Here is a 19064-nt window from a genome sequence, read left to right on the forward strand (position 1 = left end):
CGGCCTTTCAGCTGGTCTGTTCGGACAGGGCGGCAGGGGCCTCTTCGCTTTGGGTCAGGGCCGCCAGTTTGCGATCCTTGAGCTGCCAACGCTCGTTGAGCCAGCCCTGGAAGCCGCGCTTGAAGTCCACGTCGTTGAAGTAGTCCCCTATCACCCTGTCGGTCACCGGCAGGGCCTCCACGTCCACCACTATGGTCCTGAGCTTGCCGCTCAGCACGTCGCGGCCTATGTGGCCTTCAGAACCGGGGTAGGCCAGGGTCACGTCCAGCACCTTGTCGAACTGCTGGCCCATGGCCGACAGCGCATAGGCGATGCCGGCGGCCTTGGGCGGCAGCAGGTACTGGTAGGGGCTCCTGCGCTTGCGGAGCTTCTCGGCGGTGGAGCGGGTGCCTTCCACGAAGTTGATCATGGTGGAGGGGTGGTGCTTGAGCTTGGCGCAGGCCTTGGCGGTGGCCTCGATGTCCTTGCCCTTCTTATGGGGATGCTTCTTCAGGTAGGCCGTTGAATAACGGCGCATAAAGGGCATGTCCATAGCCCAGCAGCCCAGGCCCAGGAAGGGCACGAAGATCAGTTCGCGCTTGAGGAAGAAGCGGGGCAGCGGCAGACGGCCGCCGGCGACGCCGTAGAGCACTATGATGTCCAGCCACGACAAGTGGTTGGCCATCATCAGGTACCAGCCGTCCTTCTTCACCTGCTCCAGGCCAGTGATCTGCCACTGGGCCTTGTTGCCCAGGCGCAATATGGCCATGTTCATCAGGCTCCAGGCGCGGATGCAGAGTTCCATGACGGTGGTCATGAAGCGGCGCCAGGCGGGAATGGGCAGGATCAGCTTGGGAATGGAGAGCAGCATGACCATGCCGCCGCCGAAGGCGACGTTGAGGCAGAGCAGCACCGCCATCAGCGGCATCAGGATGAATCTGGGCAAGAAACTGAGCATGGAAACCTATCTATCGCACTTTCATCTGGGCCAGGGTGGCGTCCTTGTCGGCCCACAACTGGTTGACCCATTCTTGAAAGCGGGCCTTGTATTGAGGGTCACCAACATAATCACCGAGCAATTTGTCGTCAATCGGTAACACCCGCACCTTAACATGGACGGTTTTGACCTTGCCGCTGATGAAGTCCCAGAAGCTGGGGATCTCCTTGCCGTAGCAGATGGTCACGTCCAGCAACTTGTGCAGCTTGTCGCCCATGGCGGACAGCACGAAACCGATGCCGCCGGCCTTGGGCTTGAGCAGATGGCCGTAGGGGCTGGCCTGCTTGTGGTGCTTGCCGGCCGTGAAACGGGTGCCTTCGACGAAGTTCATCACCGTCACCGGCAGCTGGCTGAACTTCTCACAGGCGGCGCGGGTGGTGTCTATGTCCTGCTGGGCCAGGGCAGGATTCTCAGCAATCTGCTGCCGTGAATGACGGCGCATAAAGGGGAAGTCCAGGGCCCACCAGCAGAGCCCCAGGAAGGGCACGTACAGCAATTCCTTTTTCAGGAAGAATTTGATGAAGGGGATGCGGCCGTTGAACAGCCGCTGCAGCACCAGTATGTCCACCCAGGACTGGTGGTTGGCCACCACCAGGTACCAATCCTTCCTCTTCAGCCCTTCCAGGCCTTCCACCACCCAACGGGTGCGGGAGAAAAGCCGCTGGTTGGCATTGTTGATGGCGATCCAGAGGGTCGCCGCCCTGTCCAGCAGCCAGTTGCAGCCGTTGCGGATCACCGTTATCGGCAGCAGCAGCTTGATCACCCCCAGCAGCATCGCCAGGGGGAACCAGAATAGGGTGTTGAGCACATAGCCCAACACCGCCAGGGGGCCTTTCAGGAAGGCGGGCAGGAACGCCAGCATCAATCCTCCAAGTAGGTGTAGCCGTGGATGCCGGCTTCCAGCTCGGCGCCGTACTGCTGGCGCTCGCTGTCGCTCAGGTTGGCGGCAGCCAGCTGGCGGCGGTAGCCCTGGATCAGGCCCTTGGGATCGAAGCTGACGTAGCGCAGCACGTCCGCGACTGTGTCGCCCTTCTGGGCGGCGTCGAAGCGGTAGCCGTCCTTGGTGAGCTGCACGTGCACAGAGTCGGTGTCACCGAACAGGTTGTGCAGGTCGCCCAGGATCTCCTGGTAGGCGCCGACCATGAAGATGCCGATGTGGTAGTCGTCGCCCGGCTGGTAGCCGGTCAGCGGCAGGCTGGATTCGATGCCTTCGGCGTCCACGTACTGGTTGATCTGGCCGTCGGAGTCACAGGTGATGTCCTGAATGACGGCGCGGGCACTGGGGGCCTCGTCCAGACGGCTGACCGGCATGATCGGGAACAGCTGCTCTATGCCCCAGACGTCAGGCATGCTCTGGAACAACGAGAAGTTGCAGAACAGCTTGTCGGCCAGCTTCTCGTTGAGCTCGTCCAGCACGGGGCGGTGGGCGCGGCTGCGGGGGTTGAGCTGCTCACGCACGCCGCGGCAGATGGCGAAGTACATCTGTTCGGCCAGGGCCCATTCCTGGATCTTCAGCAGGCCATGGGTGTACATGCTGTGGGCTTCGGACAGGAAGTAGACGGCGTCGTGGTAGTTCTCGAGCGGCGGCTCGTCGTTGATGAGATCCAGGGTGCGCCACAGGTCCCGCAGCACGGCGGGGGCGTCTTCGGCCGGTTCCTCGAACTGGCGCTCGCCGGGGGCGCGCTCCACGTCTATGACGTTGGTCACCAGCACGGCGTGGTGGGCTGTCATGGCGCGGCCGGATTCGGTGATAACGTCCGGCTCAGGCAGTTCGCGGGCAACACAGATCTCTTTGAGGGCATGGACCACCTTGGCGGCGTATTCGTCCACCGTGTAGTTCATGGAGCAGTTGCCGCGGGAACGGGAGCCTTCGTAGTCCACGCCCAGGCCGCCGCCCACGTCCACCACGTCCAGGGGCACGCCCAGTTCACGGAGTTCGGCGTAGTAGCGGGCGCATTCCTTGAGGGCACCCTGGATGTCCTGGATGTTGGCCACCTGAGAACCGATGTGGAAGTGCACCAATTTCAGGCAGTCGAGCTTGCCGGCTTCGCGCAGCATCTCCACCGCTTCCAGCACCTGGTGGGCGGCCAGGCCGAACTTGCCCTTCTCGCCGCCGGTGTTCTGCCACTTGCCCTTGCCCACGGAGTTGAGGCGTACCCGCACCCCGACCAGGGGGTCTATGCCCATGTCCTTGCTCTCGTTGAGCAGCTTTTTCAGCTCGGACAGCTTCTCCACCACCACATAGACCTTGTGGCCCAGGCGGCGGCCGATCAGGGCCAGGCGCAGGAATTCGGAGTCCTTGTAGCCGTTGCAGACCATGGTGATGGGGCGGGTGGCCACGCCCAGGATCGCCATCAGCTCAGGCTTGGAGCCCGCTTCCAGGCCGACGTGGGGGCTGGCGGCCAGCAGGCCTTCGACGACGGACTTCTGCTGGTTGACCTTGATGGGATAGACGGCGTGGTAGGTGCCGCTGTACTCGAAGTTGTCCACGGCCTTGGCGAAGGCGCTGGTCAGGCGCTTGACGCGGTCGGTGAGGATGTCGTTGAAGCGCACCAGCACCGGCAGGGACAGGCCCTGATCCTTGAGGTCCTGCACCAGGTCGGATAATCGGACCCCGGCCCTGTTACGGTTTCGATCGGGAAAGGCAACCAGTTCGCCCTTGTTGTCGATGTCGAAATAACCGTCGCTCCAATGGGCGACACCGTAGAGATTGCGGGCTTTGTCCAGGGTCCAGTTTGACATGAGTAGCAGCTCCTATGGCCGCAAGGAATTTTAGGGGGCGTATTGTAATGATCCCCGAATACCTATGCAGCTAAAATGTGCGCAAAATCCATTGTGCCCGCCACCAAGGGGCGGCACAATGCGCGCTCTTTTTTTGACCCCCGTCGATGGAGACAAAAGACATGTCACAACTGGATGCCAAGCAGTGGTTCACCGAGGTCAGCGACCGTGACGGCAGCGCCTTCTCCCTGCGCATCACCGGCCACCTGGAAAGCCGCCAGTCCGACTGGCAGACCACAGAGATGTACGACACCACCGACTGGGGCAAGCTGATGGTCATCGACGGCTGCACCATGGTGTCCAGCCGTGACAACTTCCTCTACCACGAGATGATGAGCCACCCGGCCCTCTACACCCACGCCGACCCCAAGGTGGTGGTGATCATCGGCGGCGGCGACTGCGGCACCTTGCGCGAAGTGCTCAAGCACCCCGGCGTCGAGCAGGCCGTGCAGATCGACATCGACGAGAACGTCACCCGCCTCTCCGAGATCTACTTCCCGGAGCTGTGCGAGTCCAACAACGACCCCCGCGCCGAGCTGAAGTTCATCGACGGCATCCAGTGGATGAAGGACCAGGGCAGCGCCTCCGTCGACATCATCATCGTCGATTCCACCGACCCGGTCGGCCCGGCCGAAGGTCTCTTCAACCGCGCCTTCTATGAAGAGTGCCTGCGCGCCCTGCGCCCCGGCGGCATCCTGGTGCAACAGTCCGAAAGCCCGCTGCTGCACATCAAGCTGATCCAGGAAATGCGCAGCGAGATGGCCAAGGCCGGCTTCGACGCCTTCCAGACGTTGCCTTTCCCCCAGCCCCTCTACCCCTCCGGCTGGTGGAGCTGCACCCTGGCCCGCAAGGGCGAGGCCTTCGGCGACTTCCGCCGTGCCGACGCCGACGCCCAGGCCTTCGAGACCCATTACTACAACAGCGGCATCCACCAGGGCGCCATGGCCCTGCCCAACTTCATGAAGAAGGCCCTGGGTTAAGCCCGGCCTCCCTGTGAAAAGCGCGCTCCGGCGCGCTTTTTTGTATAGTGCAGGGAAACCCGTCACCAGGAGGCCGCCATGATCGCCTCGTTCGACGTCGACGCCCAGCGCACCTTCACCCCCCTCTGCCCAAACGAGCTGCCGGTTCCGGGCGGCCACCAGATAGCGGCCGAACTCAACGCCCAGGCCGCCCTCGCCGACTTCCGCCTCGCCTCCAAGGACGCCCACAGCCCCCGGGCCAAGTGGGTGGTGGCCAGCCACGGCGAGATGCTCCAGCCCCTGCCTTACCCGGACAGCGATCTGACCTGGGTACGCCACGCCGAGCCCGGCACCGAAGGCTTCGAGCTGGTACCTGGCCTGCCGGCACCCCGGGACTACGACTTCCTGGTCTACAAGGGCGTGGAGGCCGACATGCACCCCTACGGCGCCTGCTACCACGACCTCGGCAACCGCATCTCCACCGGCGTCATCGAATGGCTGAGCGCCAAGGGTGTGGACAAGGTGCTGGTGGGGGGCCTGGCCCTGGATTTCTGCGTCAAGACCACGGCCTTGCAGCTGGCCGAGGCCGGCTTCGCCGTCTACCTGAACCTGGCCGCCTGCCGCGCCATCAGCCCGGAGGGCGCAGAGGCGGCCAAGGCCGAGATGCAGGCTGCCGGCATCCATCTGGTGGCCGACGCCGCCGCCCTCCAGTCCCTGCTCAACAAGGAAAAGCCCTGAGATGTTTGGCCGCACCGCCGTCCAGAGCCTGCTGGACACCGACTTCTACAAGCTCACCATGCAGCAGGCCTACCTGCACCAACAGCCCGGCACCCAGGCCCGCTGGACCTTCCGCTGTAGAAGCGACGAGGACTTGAGCCCCTATGTGGCGCCGCTGCGGGAAGAGTTCGAGGCCCTGGCCCAGCTCTACGCCACCGAGGATCAGCTGGCCCACCTTCGCCAGCACTACCCCTTCCTCAAGCCCGACTACCTGGAATTCCTGCGCCTTTTTCGCTTCAACCCCCACTTCCTCAAGGTCAGCACCCAGGACGGCCAACTGGTGATCGAGGCCAACGGGCCCCTGTTGCATGTCTCGCCCCTGGAGATACCGGTGCTGGCCGCCGTCTCCGAGGTCCGCAACCGCAGCCGCTACCCGGAGGTGGACAGCGAGACCATACACCGCAGCACCCAGGCCAAGATCCGCCAGCTGGAGGCCTATGGCGACAAGGTGGACCTCTCGGACTTTCTGTTCACCGACTTCGGCACCCGCCGCCGCTTCAGCTACCAGGCCCAGAAGCTGGTGCTGGAACAGCTCAAGGTCGCCCTGCCCGACAACTTCGTCGGCACCTCCAACCCGCACCTGGCCAGGGAGTTGGGGCTGCGCTGCCAGGGCACCATGGCCCACGAATGGCTGCAGAGCCACCAGGCGCTGAACTACCGGCTGGTGGACAGCCAGAAGATGGCCCTGGAGAACTGGGTCAAGGAGTACAGGGGCGATCTGGGGGTGGCACTGACCGATGTCATCGGCGTCGACGCCTTCTGCCGGGACCTCGACAGGTATCTGGCCAAGCTCTATGACGGCTTCCGCCACGACAGCGGCGATCCCATCGCCTGGGGTGAGAAGATCATATCGCGCCTGGAAGAGCTGGACGTGGATCCCGGCACCAAGCGGCTGGTGTTCTCCGACGGCCTCAACTTCGAGCGGGCCGTGCACATCTACCGCCACTTCCACGGCCGCATCAACACCGCCTTCGGCATAGGCACCTGGCTGATGGGGGACTTCGGCGCCAACGAGCCCATGAACATCGTCATGAAGCTGACCCGCCTCAACGGCCAGCCGGTGGCCAAGATCACCGACAGCCCCGGCAAGATCATGTGCGACGACGAGAACTTCCTGCGCTACCTGATGCAGGTGTTCCAGGTGGAAGCCGGTGTCCAGCAACAGGTACTGACCCAGCTTAACCTCTAGGCAGCTTACCTAAGCGCATTGCGCCTGAGCCAGGAGCAGGTGTTCCAGGTGGAAGCCAGCGGCCCAGCTCAATCTCTAAAGACCCGCCAGCAACCTGTCCATGGCCCTGTATTGCAGGGCCTCGGCCAGGTGCAGCTGGCCTATGGCCTCGGCGCGCTGCCAATCCGCCAGGGTCCTGGCCACCTTCAGCAGCTTGTGATGGACCCTAGCCGAGAGGCCCAGGGCCTGGAGGGTGGCGTCGTACCACTGGGCCAGTTCAGGGCCCAGGGCGCAGGCTTCCCGCATGGCTTCCCCTTCCAGATCGGCGTTGAGGCAACCCTGGCGCGCCCATTGGCGCTGCTGGCAAGCCGCCACCTTTTCCCGCAGCTCGATCATGGTCGGCCCGGCCTGGGCCGAACCGCTGAGGCTGCCCGGCGGCAGCATGGCGACCTCCACCTGCAGGTCGATGCGATCCAGAAAGGGCCCGGACAGCCGGGCCAGGTAGCGGCGGATCTGGTCAGGGCTGCAACGGCAAGGCCGGCGCGGGTTGCCGAAATGGCCGCAGGGGCAGGGGTTGGCGGCGGCCACCAGCCGGAACCGGGCCGGGAAACGGGCCTGCTGGGCGGCGCGGCTGATACTCACCTCTCCCGTTTCCAGGGGCTCGCGCAGGGCGTCCAGCACCTTGCGCTCGTACTCGGCCAGCTCGTCGAGGAAGAGTACGCCTTGGTGGGCCAGGGAGATCTCCCCCGGCCGCGGCACTGAGCCGCCCCCCACCAGGGCCACGGCAGAAGCGGTGTGGTGGGGGCTACGCCAGGGCGGCAGGCGCCAATGGCCCTGGTCGCGGGGCTTGCCGGCCAGGGAATGGATGGCCGCCACCTCCTGGGCCTGGCCTTCCCCAAGGGGTGGCAGCAGTCCCGGCAGGCGCCTGGCCAGCATCGACTTGCCGGTGCCGGGGGGCCCTATGAACAGCAGGTGGTGGCCGCCGGCCGCCGCCACCAGCAGCGCCCGCTTGGCCTGGGCCTGGCCCACCACGTCGTTGAGGGAGAGGGCACCTTCGTCGACAGCCGTGCCATCTGGCACCGGGGTGGACGTCAGAGGCAAAGCTCTTTGCCCGGCGACATGGGCGCAGACCGCCAGCAGGTCCGGGGCGCCATGGGCCTGGAGATCCTTCAGCAGCTGGGCCTCGGCCTCGTTGGCCTGGGGATAGAGGGCGCAGCGCCCCGCCTGCTTGCAGGCCAACAGGGCGGGCAACAGGCCTTGGCAGGAGCGCAGCTCGCCGGACAGGGCCAGCTCGCCAAAACACTCGATGCCGTCCAACACCTTGGCAGGCAGCTGGTTGGACGCCTGCAAGATGCCGAGGGCTATGGCCAGGTCGAAACGGCCTCCCTCCTTGGGCAGCTCCGCCGGCGCCAGGTTGACTGTGATGCGCCGCGCAGGAAATTCGAAGCCGGCATTGAGGATGGCGGCCCTGACCCTTTCCCTGGCCTCCCGCACCGAGGCCTCGGGCAAGCCCACCAAGGCGAAGGCGGGCAGGCCGTTGCCGATATCCACCTCCACCGTCACCAGGGGGGCTTCCATCCCCAACTGGGCCCGGCAATAAAGCGTGGCTAAGGCCATGGCTGCCGCCCCGGCACTGCCGAATAAAATTTGATCACCAGCAAGATGGCTACTCCTTGCCTTCATCCCTGTTACAACTTGATAATAGTTTTTATGAACTCCCCTGGCCGGTTGACCGCACTGCACATACGCCTGCTTCTCCTCCTGCTGCTGTCCCTGCCCTTGAGGGCGGCCCCCTTGACGGCGGCGCCCTACCTGCCGCCACAGGTGCTGGATGTCACCCAAGGCCTCAGCCAGAATTCGGTCAGCGCCATCTACCGGGACGCCAAGGGCTTCCTCTGGTTCGCCACCCAGGACGGCCTCAACCGCTACGACGGCCGCCAGCTCCAGGTCTTCCACGCCGACTCCAGCGATCCCTTCAGCCTCAACTCCGAACACCTGACCGCCCTCGGCGGGGACGACAAGGGCGGCCTCTGGATAGGGGCCGCCGACGGCAGCCTGCAGCGCTACGACGGCCAGTTCTTCCAGAGCCTGCCCCAGCCCTGGAAAGAGGCTCCCGTCACCCAGCTGGCCAGCCTGGGGGACCAAATATTCGTCGGCACCAGGGCCGGGCTCTGGCGCCTGTCCATGGCCAACCAGCAGTGGCGGCTGATGATGCCGGGCGCCATCCTCGCCCTGGCGGCAGGCCATGGCGAACTCTGGACCCTGGACAGCCAAGGGGGGCTCTGGCAGCTGCAGGACCAGACCCTGGTCAAGAAGGCCGACGACGTCCGCCTGCAGGCCCTGGCCCTGGATCAGCAAGGCGAGGCCTGGCTGGCCGGCCCCGGCCGGCTCTGGCAGTGGCATGGCGGCAGCCTGAAGCCTCGACTGAGCTGGGCCGGCAGTGCCCGGGCCATAGCCCTGGTCAGCGACCATAAGGGCCACTTCTACCTCATCCAGAGCCACCAGGGTCTGCGTTGGTTGGACCCGGACCTTGGCCTGACCGAGTCCCTGATGCAGGGGCCGAAGGGCGAGCTGATCCAATGGTCCCTCAGCGCCTTTGCCGATTCCGAGGGGCAACTGTGGATCGGCACCGCCACCAGCGGCGTGGTGCACCTGCCCGACCACAACAGGGCCATCCGTTATTTCCTGGACGGCACCAGCCAGGCCGCCAACAACATCAGGGCCATCCTCGGCGACGACCAGGGCCTCTGGCTGGGCACCCTGGGGGAGGGCCTCAAACGCCTGGATCCCCAGGGCCACTACCACTCCTATCGGCAGCCCTTGGCCGCCCTGTTGGGCGAGGATCCGGCCAGCCTCTTCCTGATCGTCTCGGCCCTGGCCAAGGATCAGGCGGGGAACCTCTGGCTGGGCACCGACCAGGGTCTGCTGCGCCTCGATCCCCAGGGCCAGTGGCAACGTTTCGGTGAGGCACAAGGCCTGCCCAAGGCCCGGATCTGGACCCTGTACGCCAAGGGCAATGAACTCTGGTTGGGCACCAGCAAAGGGCTGCTGCTGCTGAAGGACGGTCACTTCCAGGCCGTGGAGGACGCAGTCCCCGTCTACGCCATAGCCAGCCAGGGCGAGACGCTGATGGTAGGCCGGGAAGACGGCCTTTGCCGCGTCAGACCCCAGCCCAAGTGCTGGCAAAGGCCCCTGGTGGCGCACCGGGTTCGCAGCCTGCTGGCAGACGGCGACGGCTGGTGGGTGGGGACCCAGAGCGGCCTGCTGCACCTGGATGCCCAAGGCAGGCTCAGTCGCTGGGAACAGCAGCCTGGCCTGCTCGACGACACCATCTATGCCATAGCCCCAGGCAAAACCGGCCAGCTGTGGCTGTCCACCAACCGCGGCCTGGCGCTGTTCGACGTGGCCCGCCAGCATTTCTATTCGCCCCAGCGCGACCAGTACAGCCTGGAATACAACGGCAACAGCCTCTGGGTGGCACCGGGCGGCCTGCTCTATTTCGGCGCCGTCAACGGCCTGACCGAGGTGCAACCGGCCAAACACGCCATCCAGGCAGAGCACTATCCCCTGCAGTGGACCTCGGTGTCGGTGGACGGGGTGCCCACCGCCCTGCTCCCTGGCCAGCCCCTGGTGCTGACGCCGCCCATAAGGCGCCTCAGCCTCGGTTTTGCCGACCTGGATCTGGGCCGGGACGTGCGCAACTACCAGTACCGACTGGATGGCCAGCTGCAATCCATAGGCCAGGAAAGGGAACTGGTGTTCACCCACCTGCCTTCCGGCAGCCACCTGTTGCAGCTGAGCCGGGAAAGCAGCCACCAACCGCCCCTGGAGCTGCAGATCCGGGTACGCCAGCCCTGGTATTGGCAGCCGGTCCACCTGCTCTGGGAAAGCCTGCTGGTGCTGCTCTTGCTCTGGTGCTGCTGGTATCTGTGGCGCCGCCGCCGGGAGAGCCGCCTGTCGCTGCGCCGGCAACTGGTCGACAACGAACAACGCTTGCGCCTGGCCATGGTGGCCTCTGGGCACGGGGTCTGGGACTGGGACTGGCGCAGCCATACAGTGGTGCGCACCGGCCTGGAATTCCTGGGTTACGCCGAAGGGGACATAGCCCCGACCCCCCAGGGCCTGTCCGGCCTGGTGCATCCCGACGACAAGGCCGATATCGTCAAGGCGGTACGCCGCCACCTGCGCGGCCAGGATGCCCATTACCAGTGCGTCTACCGGCTGCGCCACGCCGACGGCCACTGGGTCTGGGTGCAGGACAGGGGCCAGGTGGTGGAAAGGAGCCCCGACGGCGAGGTGGTGCGGATGGTGGGCACCCACAGCGACATCAGCGCCGACAAGGCCAGGGAGCGGCAGCTGCAACTGTCCGACCTGGTGACCCAGTCCATGTCTGAAGGGGTGATGGTGACCAACGACAAACTGGTCATCATCGGCATCAACCCGGCGGCGGAGCGGCTGCTGGCCAGAAAAAGGGACGCTCTCTTGGGCTACCGCCCCTGGCAGTTCCTGCCAAGGGCCGGACGCCGGGCCAGGCTCAACCAGATCCGCGCCGCCCTGCTCCAGCACGGCAACTGGGCAGGGGAACTGAGCATCCTTAACCACGAAGGCCAACTGCTGCTGGTGGAAGCCGAGATCCACTGGGCCCAGGACCAGGCCCAGGGAGCCAACCTGGTGGTGCTCTTCAACGACATCACGGAGCGCAAGTCGGCAGAGGAGGAGCTGCGCTACCTGGCCAACTACGACACCCTGACCGGCCTGCCCAACCGCACCCTTTTCCATGACCGCCTCGGCCACGCCATGGCCAGGGCCAGGCGCTCGGGCCAGCTGGTGGCGTTGCTGTTCCTGGATCTCGACCGCTTCAAGCACGTCAACGACTCCCTGGGCCACCAGTTTGGCGACAAGCTACTCAAGGAAGTGGCCAGGCGCCTCTGCGGCGCCGTGCGCAGCTACGACACTGTGGCGCGCCTGGGAGGCGACGAATTCACCATCATCCTCGAGGACGTCAAGGAACTGCTGACCGCCACCCTGGTGGCGGAAAAGGTGGTCCAGGTGCTGGAGCCGGCCATGGATCTCGCAGGCCACAGGGTCAACATCAGCCCCAGCATCGGCATCGCCCTCTATCCCCAGGACAGCACGGACCCCGACACCCTGGTGCGCTACGCCGACACCGCCATGTATCACGCCAAGTCCAGGGGCCGCGGCAACTTCCAGTACTACACCAACGCCATGAACGCCGCCGCCCAGCGCCGCCTGGCCCTGGAGCACGGCCTGCGCCAGGCCTTGCAGGAAGAGGGCCTGAGCCTGGCCTACCAGCCACGGGTCGATCTCGCCAGCAACCAGGTGGTGGGGGTGGAAGCCCTGGCCCGCTGGCAGCACCCGCAGCTGGGCAACATCCCGCCCTGTGACTTCATTCCCCTGGCCGAGGAAACCGGTCTGATCAGCACCCTGGGAGCCTGGGTGCTGCGGGAAGCCCTGTCCCAGCAGCAGGCCTGGCAGGCCAAGGGCATAGACCTGCAGATGGCGGTCAACCTCTCGGTGCGCCAGTTCCAGAGCCAGGACCTACCTGGCCAGGTGGCGGCCCTGCTGGCCGAGCTGGGGCTGGACAGCAACCGCCTGGAGCTGGAACTGACCGAGTCCACCCTGCTGTCGGGCAAGGAAGGGGCGGCTCGCCAGGTAGCCAGGCTGCAAAAGAGCGGCATCCGCCTGGCCCTGGACGACTTCGGCACCGGCTATTCGGCCCTGTCCTACCTGACCGAGCTGCACTTCGACATCCTCAAGCTGGACCGCAGCTTCGTGGCCAAGCTGCCCGGCGACGGCGATTCGGTGGCGGTGATCCGCGCCGTACTGGAGCTGGCCCAGGGCCTGGGCATGCGGGTGGTGGCAGAAGGCATCGAAACCCAGGAGCAGCTGCAATGCCTGGTGGCGCTGGGCTGTGACGAGGGCCAGGGCTACCATTTCGCCCGGCCATTGCCGGCGCCCGAACTGGAGGCCTGGCTGGCGGGCCGCTGAGGCCAGCGGCTACACTGCCGTTGCGGCCTGCAACGGAAGGACTCCATGACGATCATACTGCTGGTGCTGGTGGCGCTGGGCTTCCTGTCCATCGTCATCGAGGACCTCACCCATGTCGACAAGGCCAAGACCACCCTCTTCTTCGGCACCCTGGTGTGGGTGCTCTACTTCGCGGTGCCGCCGCCGGGACTAGGCCAAGCTGGCCTGATGAAGGCCCTCAACGGCAACCTGCTGGACATCGCCAGCCTCTGGCTGTTCCTGATGGCGGCCATGACCTTCGTCTCCTACCTCTCCAGCAAGGGCATCATCGACGCCTTGGTGCAAAGGGCGCTGCCGGCACGGCTCAGCGAACGGAAACTGATGCTGCTGACCGGCACCGGCGCCTTCCTGTTTTCCTCTATGGCCGACAACATCACCTCCACCCTGGTCTGCATCTCGGTGCTGGCCAGCCTCAAGCTGCCCACCGACAAGCTGCTGCGCTACGTGGTGCTGGTGGTGTTCGCCGTCAACGCCGGCGGTGCCGCCCTCATCACCGGGGACGTCACCACCCTGATGATCTTCCTGGCAGGCAAGGTGGGCATAGTGGACCTGGTGCTGCTGAGCCTGCCGGCCCTGGGCTCTGTGCTGTTGCTGGCGCTGTTGCTGGCCAGGCCCCTGGCCGGCGAGCTGGTGACCCAGAAGCGCGAGGTGCCGGTACAACAGGCGGATCTGGCCATAGCGGTGCTGTTCGGCCTCACCATCCTCGGCACCTTGGGGGCCAATGTCGCCTTCGGCATACCGCCGGTGCTGAGCTTCCTGTTCGGGCTGTCGCTGATGTTCCTGGTGGTGCAGTTCCTCAACCGCGACGAGCCCATCCTCGACTATGTGCGCCGCATCGAGTTCGACACCCTGCTGTTCTTCCTGGGGGTCTTGCTGCTGGTAGGCATGCTCAAGGAGCTGGGGACCTTGGCCCATCTGCCAAGGCTCTACCAGGCCCTGCCGACCCTGGGCGCCAACTACCTGGTGGGGCTGATCTCGGCGCTGCTGGATAACGTGCCGCTGACGGCGGCGCTGCTCAAATCCGGTATCGACATGGGCCTGCCGCTCTGGCTGACCCTGACCTACTCGGTGGGGGTCGGCGGCGCTCTGCTGGCCATAGGTTCTGCGGCCGGGGTGGTGGCCATGAGCAAGGTCGAAGGCCTGACCTTCGCCAGCTACCTGAAGTTCACCCCGCCCTTGCTGCTGGCCTACAGCGCCGGCTTCCTGGGGGTCTACGCCATAGGCCTGGTGTTATGAAAAACGCGGCCCAGGGGCCGCGTTTTTTGCTTCAGGATTCGGCTTCGCCGCCCTTCTCCAGGGCCTCGACCCTGGCCTCCAGGGCGTCCAGCTTCTCGCGGGTCTTGAGCAGCACCCGGCTCTGCACCTCGAACTCGTCGCGGCTCACCAGATCCAGCTTCATCAGCTGCGCCTGCAGCACCTGCTTGACCCGGCTTTCCACCTCGTTGCCGAAGGCCTTGACCCCGGGGGGCAGGGCCTCGGTGATTTGCTTGGCCAGCTCTTCGAGTTTGTTGGCATTGATCATCTTCATCCTCCGACAGGGGCCTGTTGCCCTTCGACCTCGCCAGCTTCTTCGAAGACAGGCAGGGGTTTATGTTCCGACGCCAGGAAAGTGTAAATCACCGGCAGCACAAAAAGGGTAAAGAGGGTGCCTATGGTCAGGCCAGAGACGATGACGATGCCGATGGAGAAGCGGCTGATGGCGCCGGCGCCTTGGGCGAACAGCAGCGGGATCAGGCCGGCCACCATGGCCGCTGTGGTCATCAGGATGGGCCGCAGGCGGGTGCCGGCGGCGGCGATCACCGCCTCACGGCGGCTCCGGCCATGGTGCAGCTGCTGCTCCTTGGCCACCTCGCAGATCAGGATGCCGTGCTTGGTGATCAGGCCTATCAGGGTGATGAGCCCCACCTCGGCATAGATGTTCATGGTCGAGAGCCCCCAGGCCAGGGCCACCAGGGCACCGCAGATGGCCAGTGGCACCGACACCAGTATCACCAGGGGATCGCGCAGGCTCTCGAACTGGGAGGCCAGCACCAGGAAGATCACCGCCAGCGCCAGGGCGAAGGTGGCGAACAGGGCCGAGCCTTCCTTGACGTACTGGCGCGACTCACCCAGGAAGTCGTACTGGTAGCCCTTGGGCAGGGCCTCGCCCTGTTGCTTCAGGAAGGCCACTGCGTCCCCCATGGCGGTGCCGGGAGCCGGCACCATGCCGATGGTGGCGGAGTTGAGCTGGTTGTAGTGGTTCAGTGACCTCGGCTTGCCGCTCACCTCCATGGTGATCAGGCTCGACAGGGGGATCTGCTTGCCATCGGCGGCCCGCACATAGTACTGGCCCAGGGAGGCGGGGTTGAGGCGGTCGACCCTTTTCACCTGGGGTATCACCTCGTAGGAACGGCCGTTGAGGTCGATGCGGCTGACATAGCCGTCGCTGACCATGGTCGAGAGGGTGCGGCCTATGGCCTGCATGGTGATGCCGTAGGCGCCGGCCTTGTCCCTGTTGACCTTGATCTGCAGGTTGGCCGAGTCGAAGGCCAAGTCCATCTCCGAATAGACGAACAGCGGATTCTTGCGCACCTTGTCGAAGACTTCCCCCGCCACCTGGAACAGGCTCTCGAAGCCCTGCGGCGTGCTGATCACCAGCTGCACCGGCAGGCCGCCGGAGGAGCCGGGCAGCTCAGGGAATTCGAAGGCCGACACAGACACATAGGGCAGGTCCCGCATCCGCTGGTTGATCTCCTGGACCAGCTGCTTCTGGGACTTGCTGCGCTCGCTCCAGGGTTTGAGGATGGCGATGCCCAGGCCCTGGTTGGCTGCCGGCACCCCAGGCAGGGCCAGGGTACCGTCGATCTCCGGCAGCTGTTTGGCCCTTTCCGAGACCTTGTCCAAGCTGTCCTCGATGTAGTCGAGGTTGGCGTTGGTTGGGGCCTTGGCCAGCATCATGAAGCCGCCCTTGTCCTCGTTGGGCGCCAGCTCTTGTGGCACCACCTTGAACAGGAAGGGCAGGGAGATGAAGACGATGGCGGCAAAGGTGATCACCAGGGGCCTGTGCTCCAGCATCCAGGCCAGCATCACCTCGTAGCGGCGGTTGACGGCCGCCAGGGTGCTTTCCACGCCCCGTTCGAAGCGGTTGGGGTTCTGGTGGGGCTTGAGCAGCTTGGCGCACATCATGGGCGACAGCGTCAGGGCCACCACGCCGGACACGAAGACGGCGCCGGCCAGGGTCAGGGCGAACTCCTTGAACAGGGCGCCGGTGATGCCGCCCATCAGGGCTATGGGGGCATAGACGGCGGCCAGGGTCAGGGTCATGGTGATGACCGGCAGCGCTATCTCGCGGGTACCTATGATGGCGGCCCGGAACGGCGGTTCCCCCAGCTTGATATGCCGGTCCACGTTCTCCACCACCACTATGGCGTCGTCCACCACCAGGCCTATGGCCAGCACCATGGACAGCAGCGTCATCAGGTTCAACGAGAAGCCGAACAGGCTCATCAGCATGGCCACGCCGATCAGCGACAGGGGAATGGTGATGACGGGGATCAGCACGGCCCGCAAGTTGCCCAGGAAGAGGGTGATCACCACCAGCACGATCAGCGCCGCTTCACCTATGGTATGCACCACTTCGTTGATGGATTCATCGATGGCGCGGGTGGCATCGTAGAGGATGCGCATCTTGATGGTGTCGGGCATCGCCTTATCGATGTCCGGCAACATCTTGCGCACCCCTTTGATCACGTCCAACGGGTTGGCGGTGGGAGTGGCTTCGATGCCCACCACCACGGCCTGCTTGCCGTTGGCCAGGGCCCGCACCGAGTCGTGGCTCTTCTCCAAGGTCACTTCGGCGATGTCGCGCACCCGCACCACGACGCCGTCCGGCCTTGAGGCCACCACCAGCTTCTTGAGGTCGTCGGCGGTGCTGACCTGGGTGTCGGCGTTGCCGTTCATCAGGGTGTAGCGGCCCACCACCTGGCCGGGGGCGGCCTGGTAGTTGTTGGCGGCCAGCACCTGCAGCACGTCCTCGGCGGTCAGGCCGTAGGCGGCCATGCGCTGGGGATCCAACCAGATGCGCAGCGCGAACTTGATGCCGCCGTAGAGGTTGACCTTGGCCACACCGTCAACGGTGAACAGCTGCGCCTGCACCACCCGCTCCAGGTAGTCGTTGATCTGGCTGGAGTTGAGGGTGTCGGAGGAAAAGCTGATGTAGATCAGCGAGGTACCACCGGCCGCCGCCACCGCCACCGTCGGATCCTCGGCCTCGGAAGGCAGCTGGGCCCGCACCGAGTTGACCTTGGCCATGATGTTGGCCAGGGCGTCGTTGGGATCGGTGTTGAGCTTCATGTAGGCGGTGATGGTGCTCCTGCCCAGCATGGACTGGGAGGTCATGAAGTCGATGTTGTCCGCCTGGGCTATGGCCTGCTCCAACGGCTGGGTGATGAAACCCTGGATCAGGTCGGAAGAGGCCCCGTAATAGCTGGTGGTGACCGACACTGTGGTGTTGGTCATGTCCGGGTATTCCCGCACCTGCATGCCCTTGAGGGCATAGAGGCCCATCAGCGCTATCAGGAAGCTGATGGACGCCGCCAGCACGGGGCGGCGGATGAAGATATCGGTAAAGCGCATGGCCTTCTTCCTTAAAGTCGCGGCAGCGGCTTGTCTGTACCCAGGCTGTCCTGCTTCACGTCCACATGGGCGCCGTTATAGAGGCGGACCTGGCCGGCCGTGACCAGCTCCATGCCCGGCTCCAGGCCGCCGGTCAGGCGGGCCACGTCACCGCGGCGCTCGGCCACCTGCACCGTCAACTGGCGCACCGCCTTGTAGGCCTTGCCGCTGTCGTCCTTGGCGTCCTGCATCACGTAGACGGTCTGGCCGTAGAGGGCGAACTCGATGGCGGTCTGGGGGATCACCACCTGGTCCTTGAGGGTGGGCAGGGTCACCTCCACCTTGGCAAACATGCCGGAGCGCAGCTGGCCGTCGTTGTTGGGGATGTCAGCCTGGACGTTGACCACGCCGCTCTCGGCGTTGACCACGGGCTCTATGGCGGTGATCTGGCCGCTGAAGGGGGTGTCGGGGTAGGCATCCACCTTGATGGAGACAGTTTGGCCCTTCTCGATCCGCGACAGGTCATTCTGGGACACGGTGAAGCGGATCCGCATCAGGTGCTGGTCTTCCAGGCGCACCACGTCGGAACCATTCTGCAGGTACTGGCCCAGGTAGATATTGCGCAGCCCCACCACGCCGGCGAAGGGGGCCTTGATGGTACGGCGCCCTATGGTGGCGTTGAGGCTCTCTATCTCCGCCACCAGGCTCTGGTAGTTGGCTTCTGCCTCGTCCAGTTGGCCCTTGGAGGCGGACTTGTCACGGTAGAGGGTCTTGAGCCGCTCGTACTGGGCCTTGGCGGCCGGCATCTTGGCCTGGGCCGCCTTGAGGTTGGCCTGCTCGACGCTGTTGTCCAGGGCCGCCAGCAGCTGGCCCTTCTCCACCTTGTCGCCGGACTCGAAGCCCAGCTCGCGGATCACCCCGGCCGCCTCAGAGCGCACCATGACCCCTTGGTTGGGTTCGATAAAGCCGATGGCCTCTATGGTGGGGGTCCAGTCCTGGGTGGTCACCTTCATGGTGGTGACGGGAAAGACGGGGGGGGGCATATGGGCGAAATACTGCTTCATACCGTAGCTCTTGAGGGCGTTAAAGCCCAACACAGTGCCCAGCAGCAGTACCACCACCGCTATCATGATGCTCCAACGTTTCATGCCTAATCAGCTCCTTGTCTTATGGGCCAGCGCATGCCAGCTGGCCTCCATGGCCGCATCCAACTGGGACGGCGTTAAATTCACCAGGCCGGTGACCTCTTTGTAGGCCAGGCCAAAACAGACTTCAATACTCAGGCTGGATAAGAGCTCGTCCGGCAGATCCTTGAACACCCCCTGTTGGCGCCCCTCTTCGAGGAAGGCCTGCCAGGGGGCGAAATGGCGTTCTTCCAGTTCCCGCATCCGCTGCAGATCCTGCTCAGTGGGCAGGCGGTCAAATTGGTGCTTGCACAGCAACACCTCGGGAGAGCCCAGGAAGATCTCCCAGGTCCGGTTCCAGAGATAGCGGTAACGGTCCTCGAGGCTGGCACCGGCATCGTAGTCCCGGAAAAGCTGCTGCGCCGCCTCTGTGACTATCTTGGCATGCAGCGCCACGATCAGCGCCGTCTTGGAGTCGAAGTAGCGGTAGATGGTGCCCGCCGCCACCCCGGCCTCCTTGGCCACCAACTGCATGGACAGGCCATGGAAACCGTGGCTGGCCAAGAGCCGGCCCGTGGCTTCCAGGATGCGCTGCTCTTTGTCGATGCCGGGTTGTTCCGCCATGCTTGCCATGAAAT

General features: G+C 64.9%; 13 protein-coding genes. 5 read left to right on the forward strand and 8 right to left on the reverse strand.

Features of this window, described 5'->3' with window-relative positions; genetic code table 11:
* Positions 1-7 precede the first annotated feature (7 nt).
* From PVT67_RS18355 to speA, 3 genes are read right to left on the reverse strand one after another with little or no spacing between them, the layout of a single operon-like run.
* Positions 8-937 (reverse strand): acyltransferase, encoded by a 930-nt coding sequence (locus tag PVT67_RS18355; protein WP_301496318.1) that lies wholly within the window; start codon positions 935-937, stop codon positions 8-10.
* A 10-nt stretch (positions 938-947) separates the two neighbouring features.
* A complete protein-coding gene (locus PVT67_RS18360; protein ID WP_301496321.1) occupies positions 948-1838 on the reverse strand; it encodes an acyltransferase in 891 nt (296 codons plus the stop codon).
* Complete coding sequence (gene speA / locus PVT67_RS18365; RefSeq protein WP_301496323.1) at positions 1838-3718, reverse strand: biosynthetic arginine decarboxylase; 1881 nt, start codon at positions 3716-3718, stop codon at positions 1838-1840. The genes PVT67_RS18360 and speA overlap by 1 nt, the downstream gene beginning before the upstream one ends.
* A gap of 161 nt (positions 3719-3879) precedes the next feature.
* Between speA and speE the strand changes: the two genes are divergently transcribed.
* From speE to pncB, 3 genes are all read left to right on the forward strand, one after another.
* The gene (gene speE, locus PVT67_RS18370) at positions 3880-4737 is read left to right on the forward strand and encodes a polyamine aminopropyltransferase (protein ID WP_301496325.1); all 858 of its coding nucleotides are present in this window, start codon (positions 3880-3882) and stop codon (positions 4735-4737) included.
* 78 nt (positions 4738-4815) lie between these two features.
* On the forward strand, positions 4816-5454 hold the full coding sequence (locus tag PVT67_RS18375) for a nicotinamidase (RefSeq protein WP_301496327.1): 639 nt from the start codon (positions 4816-4818) through the stop codon (positions 5452-5454).
* Between the two features lies 1 nt (position 5455).
* A complete protein-coding gene (pncB, locus tag PVT67_RS18380; protein ID WP_301496330.1) occupies positions 5456-6682 on the forward strand; it encodes a nicotinate phosphoribosyltransferase in 1227 nt (408 codons plus the stop codon).
* A gap of 75 nt (positions 6683-6757) precedes the next feature.
* Here pncB and PVT67_RS18385 read toward each other — a convergent pair whose 3' ends face one another.
* Positions 6758-8278 carry a YifB family Mg chelatase-like AAA ATPase gene (locus PVT67_RS18385; protein ID WP_301496332.1) on the reverse strand — a complete coding sequence of 507 codons (1521 nt, stop codon included), beginning with the start codon at positions 8276-8278 and terminating at the stop codon, positions 6758-6760.
* Positions 8279-8389: 111 nt separating this feature from the next.
* Here PVT67_RS18385 and PVT67_RS18390 point away from each other — a divergent pair, with 111 nt between their 5' ends.
* Positions 8390-12670, forward strand: a complete 4281-nt coding sequence (locus tag PVT67_RS18390) for an EAL domain-containing protein (protein WP_301496334.1) — start codon at positions 8390-8392, stop codon at positions 12668-12670.
* Between the two features lie 45 nt (positions 12671-12715).
* On the forward strand, positions 12716-13945 hold the full coding sequence (nhaD, locus tag PVT67_RS18395) for a sodium:proton antiporter NhaD (protein ID WP_301496336.1): 1230 nt from the start codon (positions 12716-12718) through the stop codon (positions 13943-13945).
* Positions 13946-13976: 31 nt separating this feature from the next.
* Here nhaD and ubiK read toward each other — a convergent pair whose 3' ends face one another.
* Genes ubiK through PVT67_RS18415 form a run of 4 tightly spaced genes read right to left on the reverse strand, consistent with a single transcriptional unit; the run spans position 13977 to position 19050 of the window.
* Positions 13977-14231: a ubiquinone biosynthesis accessory factor UbiK gene (ubiK, locus tag PVT67_RS18400; RefSeq protein ID WP_301496338.1), complete on the reverse strand. Its 255-nt coding sequence runs from the start codon at positions 14229-14231 to the stop codon at positions 13977-13979.
* Between the two features lie 2 nt (positions 14232-14233).
* Positions 14234-17323 carry a multidrug efflux RND transporter permease subunit gene (locus PVT67_RS18405; RefSeq protein WP_301496340.1) on the reverse strand — a complete coding sequence of 1030 codons (3090 nt, stop codon included), beginning with the start codon at positions 17321-17323 and terminating at the stop codon, positions 14234-14236.
* A gap of 11 nt (positions 17324-17334) precedes the next feature.
* Positions 17335-18450 carry an efflux RND transporter periplasmic adaptor subunit gene (locus PVT67_RS18410; RefSeq protein WP_301496342.1) on the reverse strand — a complete coding sequence of 372 codons (1116 nt, stop codon included), beginning with the start codon at positions 18448-18450 and terminating at the stop codon, positions 17335-17337.
* Positions 18451-18456: 6 nt separating this feature from the next.
* Entirely contained in the window at positions 18457-19050 is a 594-nt protein-coding gene (locus tag PVT67_RS18415) for a TetR/AcrR family transcriptional regulator (protein WP_301496344.1), read from the reverse strand.
* Between the last annotated feature and the right edge of the window lie 14 nt (positions 19051-19064).

It is taken from the genome of Gallaecimonas kandeliae (assembly GCF_030450055.1).
Classification (GTDB): Bacteria; Pseudomonadota; Gammaproteobacteria; order Enterobacterales; family Gallaecimonadaceae; genus Gallaecimonas; species Gallaecimonas kandeliae.

Bases quoted from the DNA above. Each gene is read 5' to 3' on its own strand.
- PVT67_RS18355 (WP_301496318.1), bottom strand. From the start codon at position 937: ATGCTCAGTTTCTTGCCCAGATTCATCCTGATGCCGCTGATGGCGGTG.
- PVT67_RS18360 (WP_301496321.1), bottom strand. From the start codon at position 1,838: ATGCTGGCGTTCCTGCCCGCCTTCCTGAAAGGCCCCCTGGCGGTGTTG.
- speA (WP_301496323.1), bottom strand. From the start codon at position 3,718: ATGTCAAACTGGACCCTGGACAAAGCCCGCAATCTCTACGGTGTCGCC.
- speE (WP_301496325.1), top strand. From the start codon at position 3,880: ATGTCACAACTGGATGCCAAGCAGTGGTTCACCGAGGTCAGCGACCGT.
- PVT67_RS18375 (WP_301496327.1), top strand. From the start codon at position 4,816: ATGATCGCCTCGTTCGACGTCGACGCCCAGCGCACCTTCACCCCCCTC.
- pncB (WP_301496330.1), top strand. From the start codon at position 5,456: ATGTTTGGCCGCACCGCCGTCCAGAGCCTGCTGGACACCGACTTCTAC.
- PVT67_RS18385 (WP_301496332.1), bottom strand. From the start codon at position 8,278: ATGGCCTTAGCCACGCTTTATTGCCGGGCCCAGTTGGGGATGGAAGCC.
- nhaD (WP_301496336.1), top strand. From the start codon at position 12,716: ATGACGATCATACTGCTGGTGCTGGTGGCGCTGGGCTTCCTGTCCATC.
- ubiK (WP_301496338.1), bottom strand. From the start codon at position 14,231: ATGATCAATGCCAACAAACTCGAAGAGCTGGCCAAGCAAATCACCGAG.
- PVT67_RS18405 (WP_301496340.1), bottom strand. From the start codon at position 17,323: ATGCGCTTTACCGATATCTTCATCCGCCGCCCCGTGCTGGCGGCGTCC.
- PVT67_RS18410 (WP_301496342.1), bottom strand. From the start codon at position 18,450: ATGAAACGTTGGAGCATCATGATAGCGGTGGTGGTACTGCTGCTGGGC.
- PVT67_RS18415 (WP_301496344.1), bottom strand. From the start codon at position 19,050: ATGGCGGAACAACCCGGCATCGACAAAGAGCAGCGCATCCTGGAAGCC.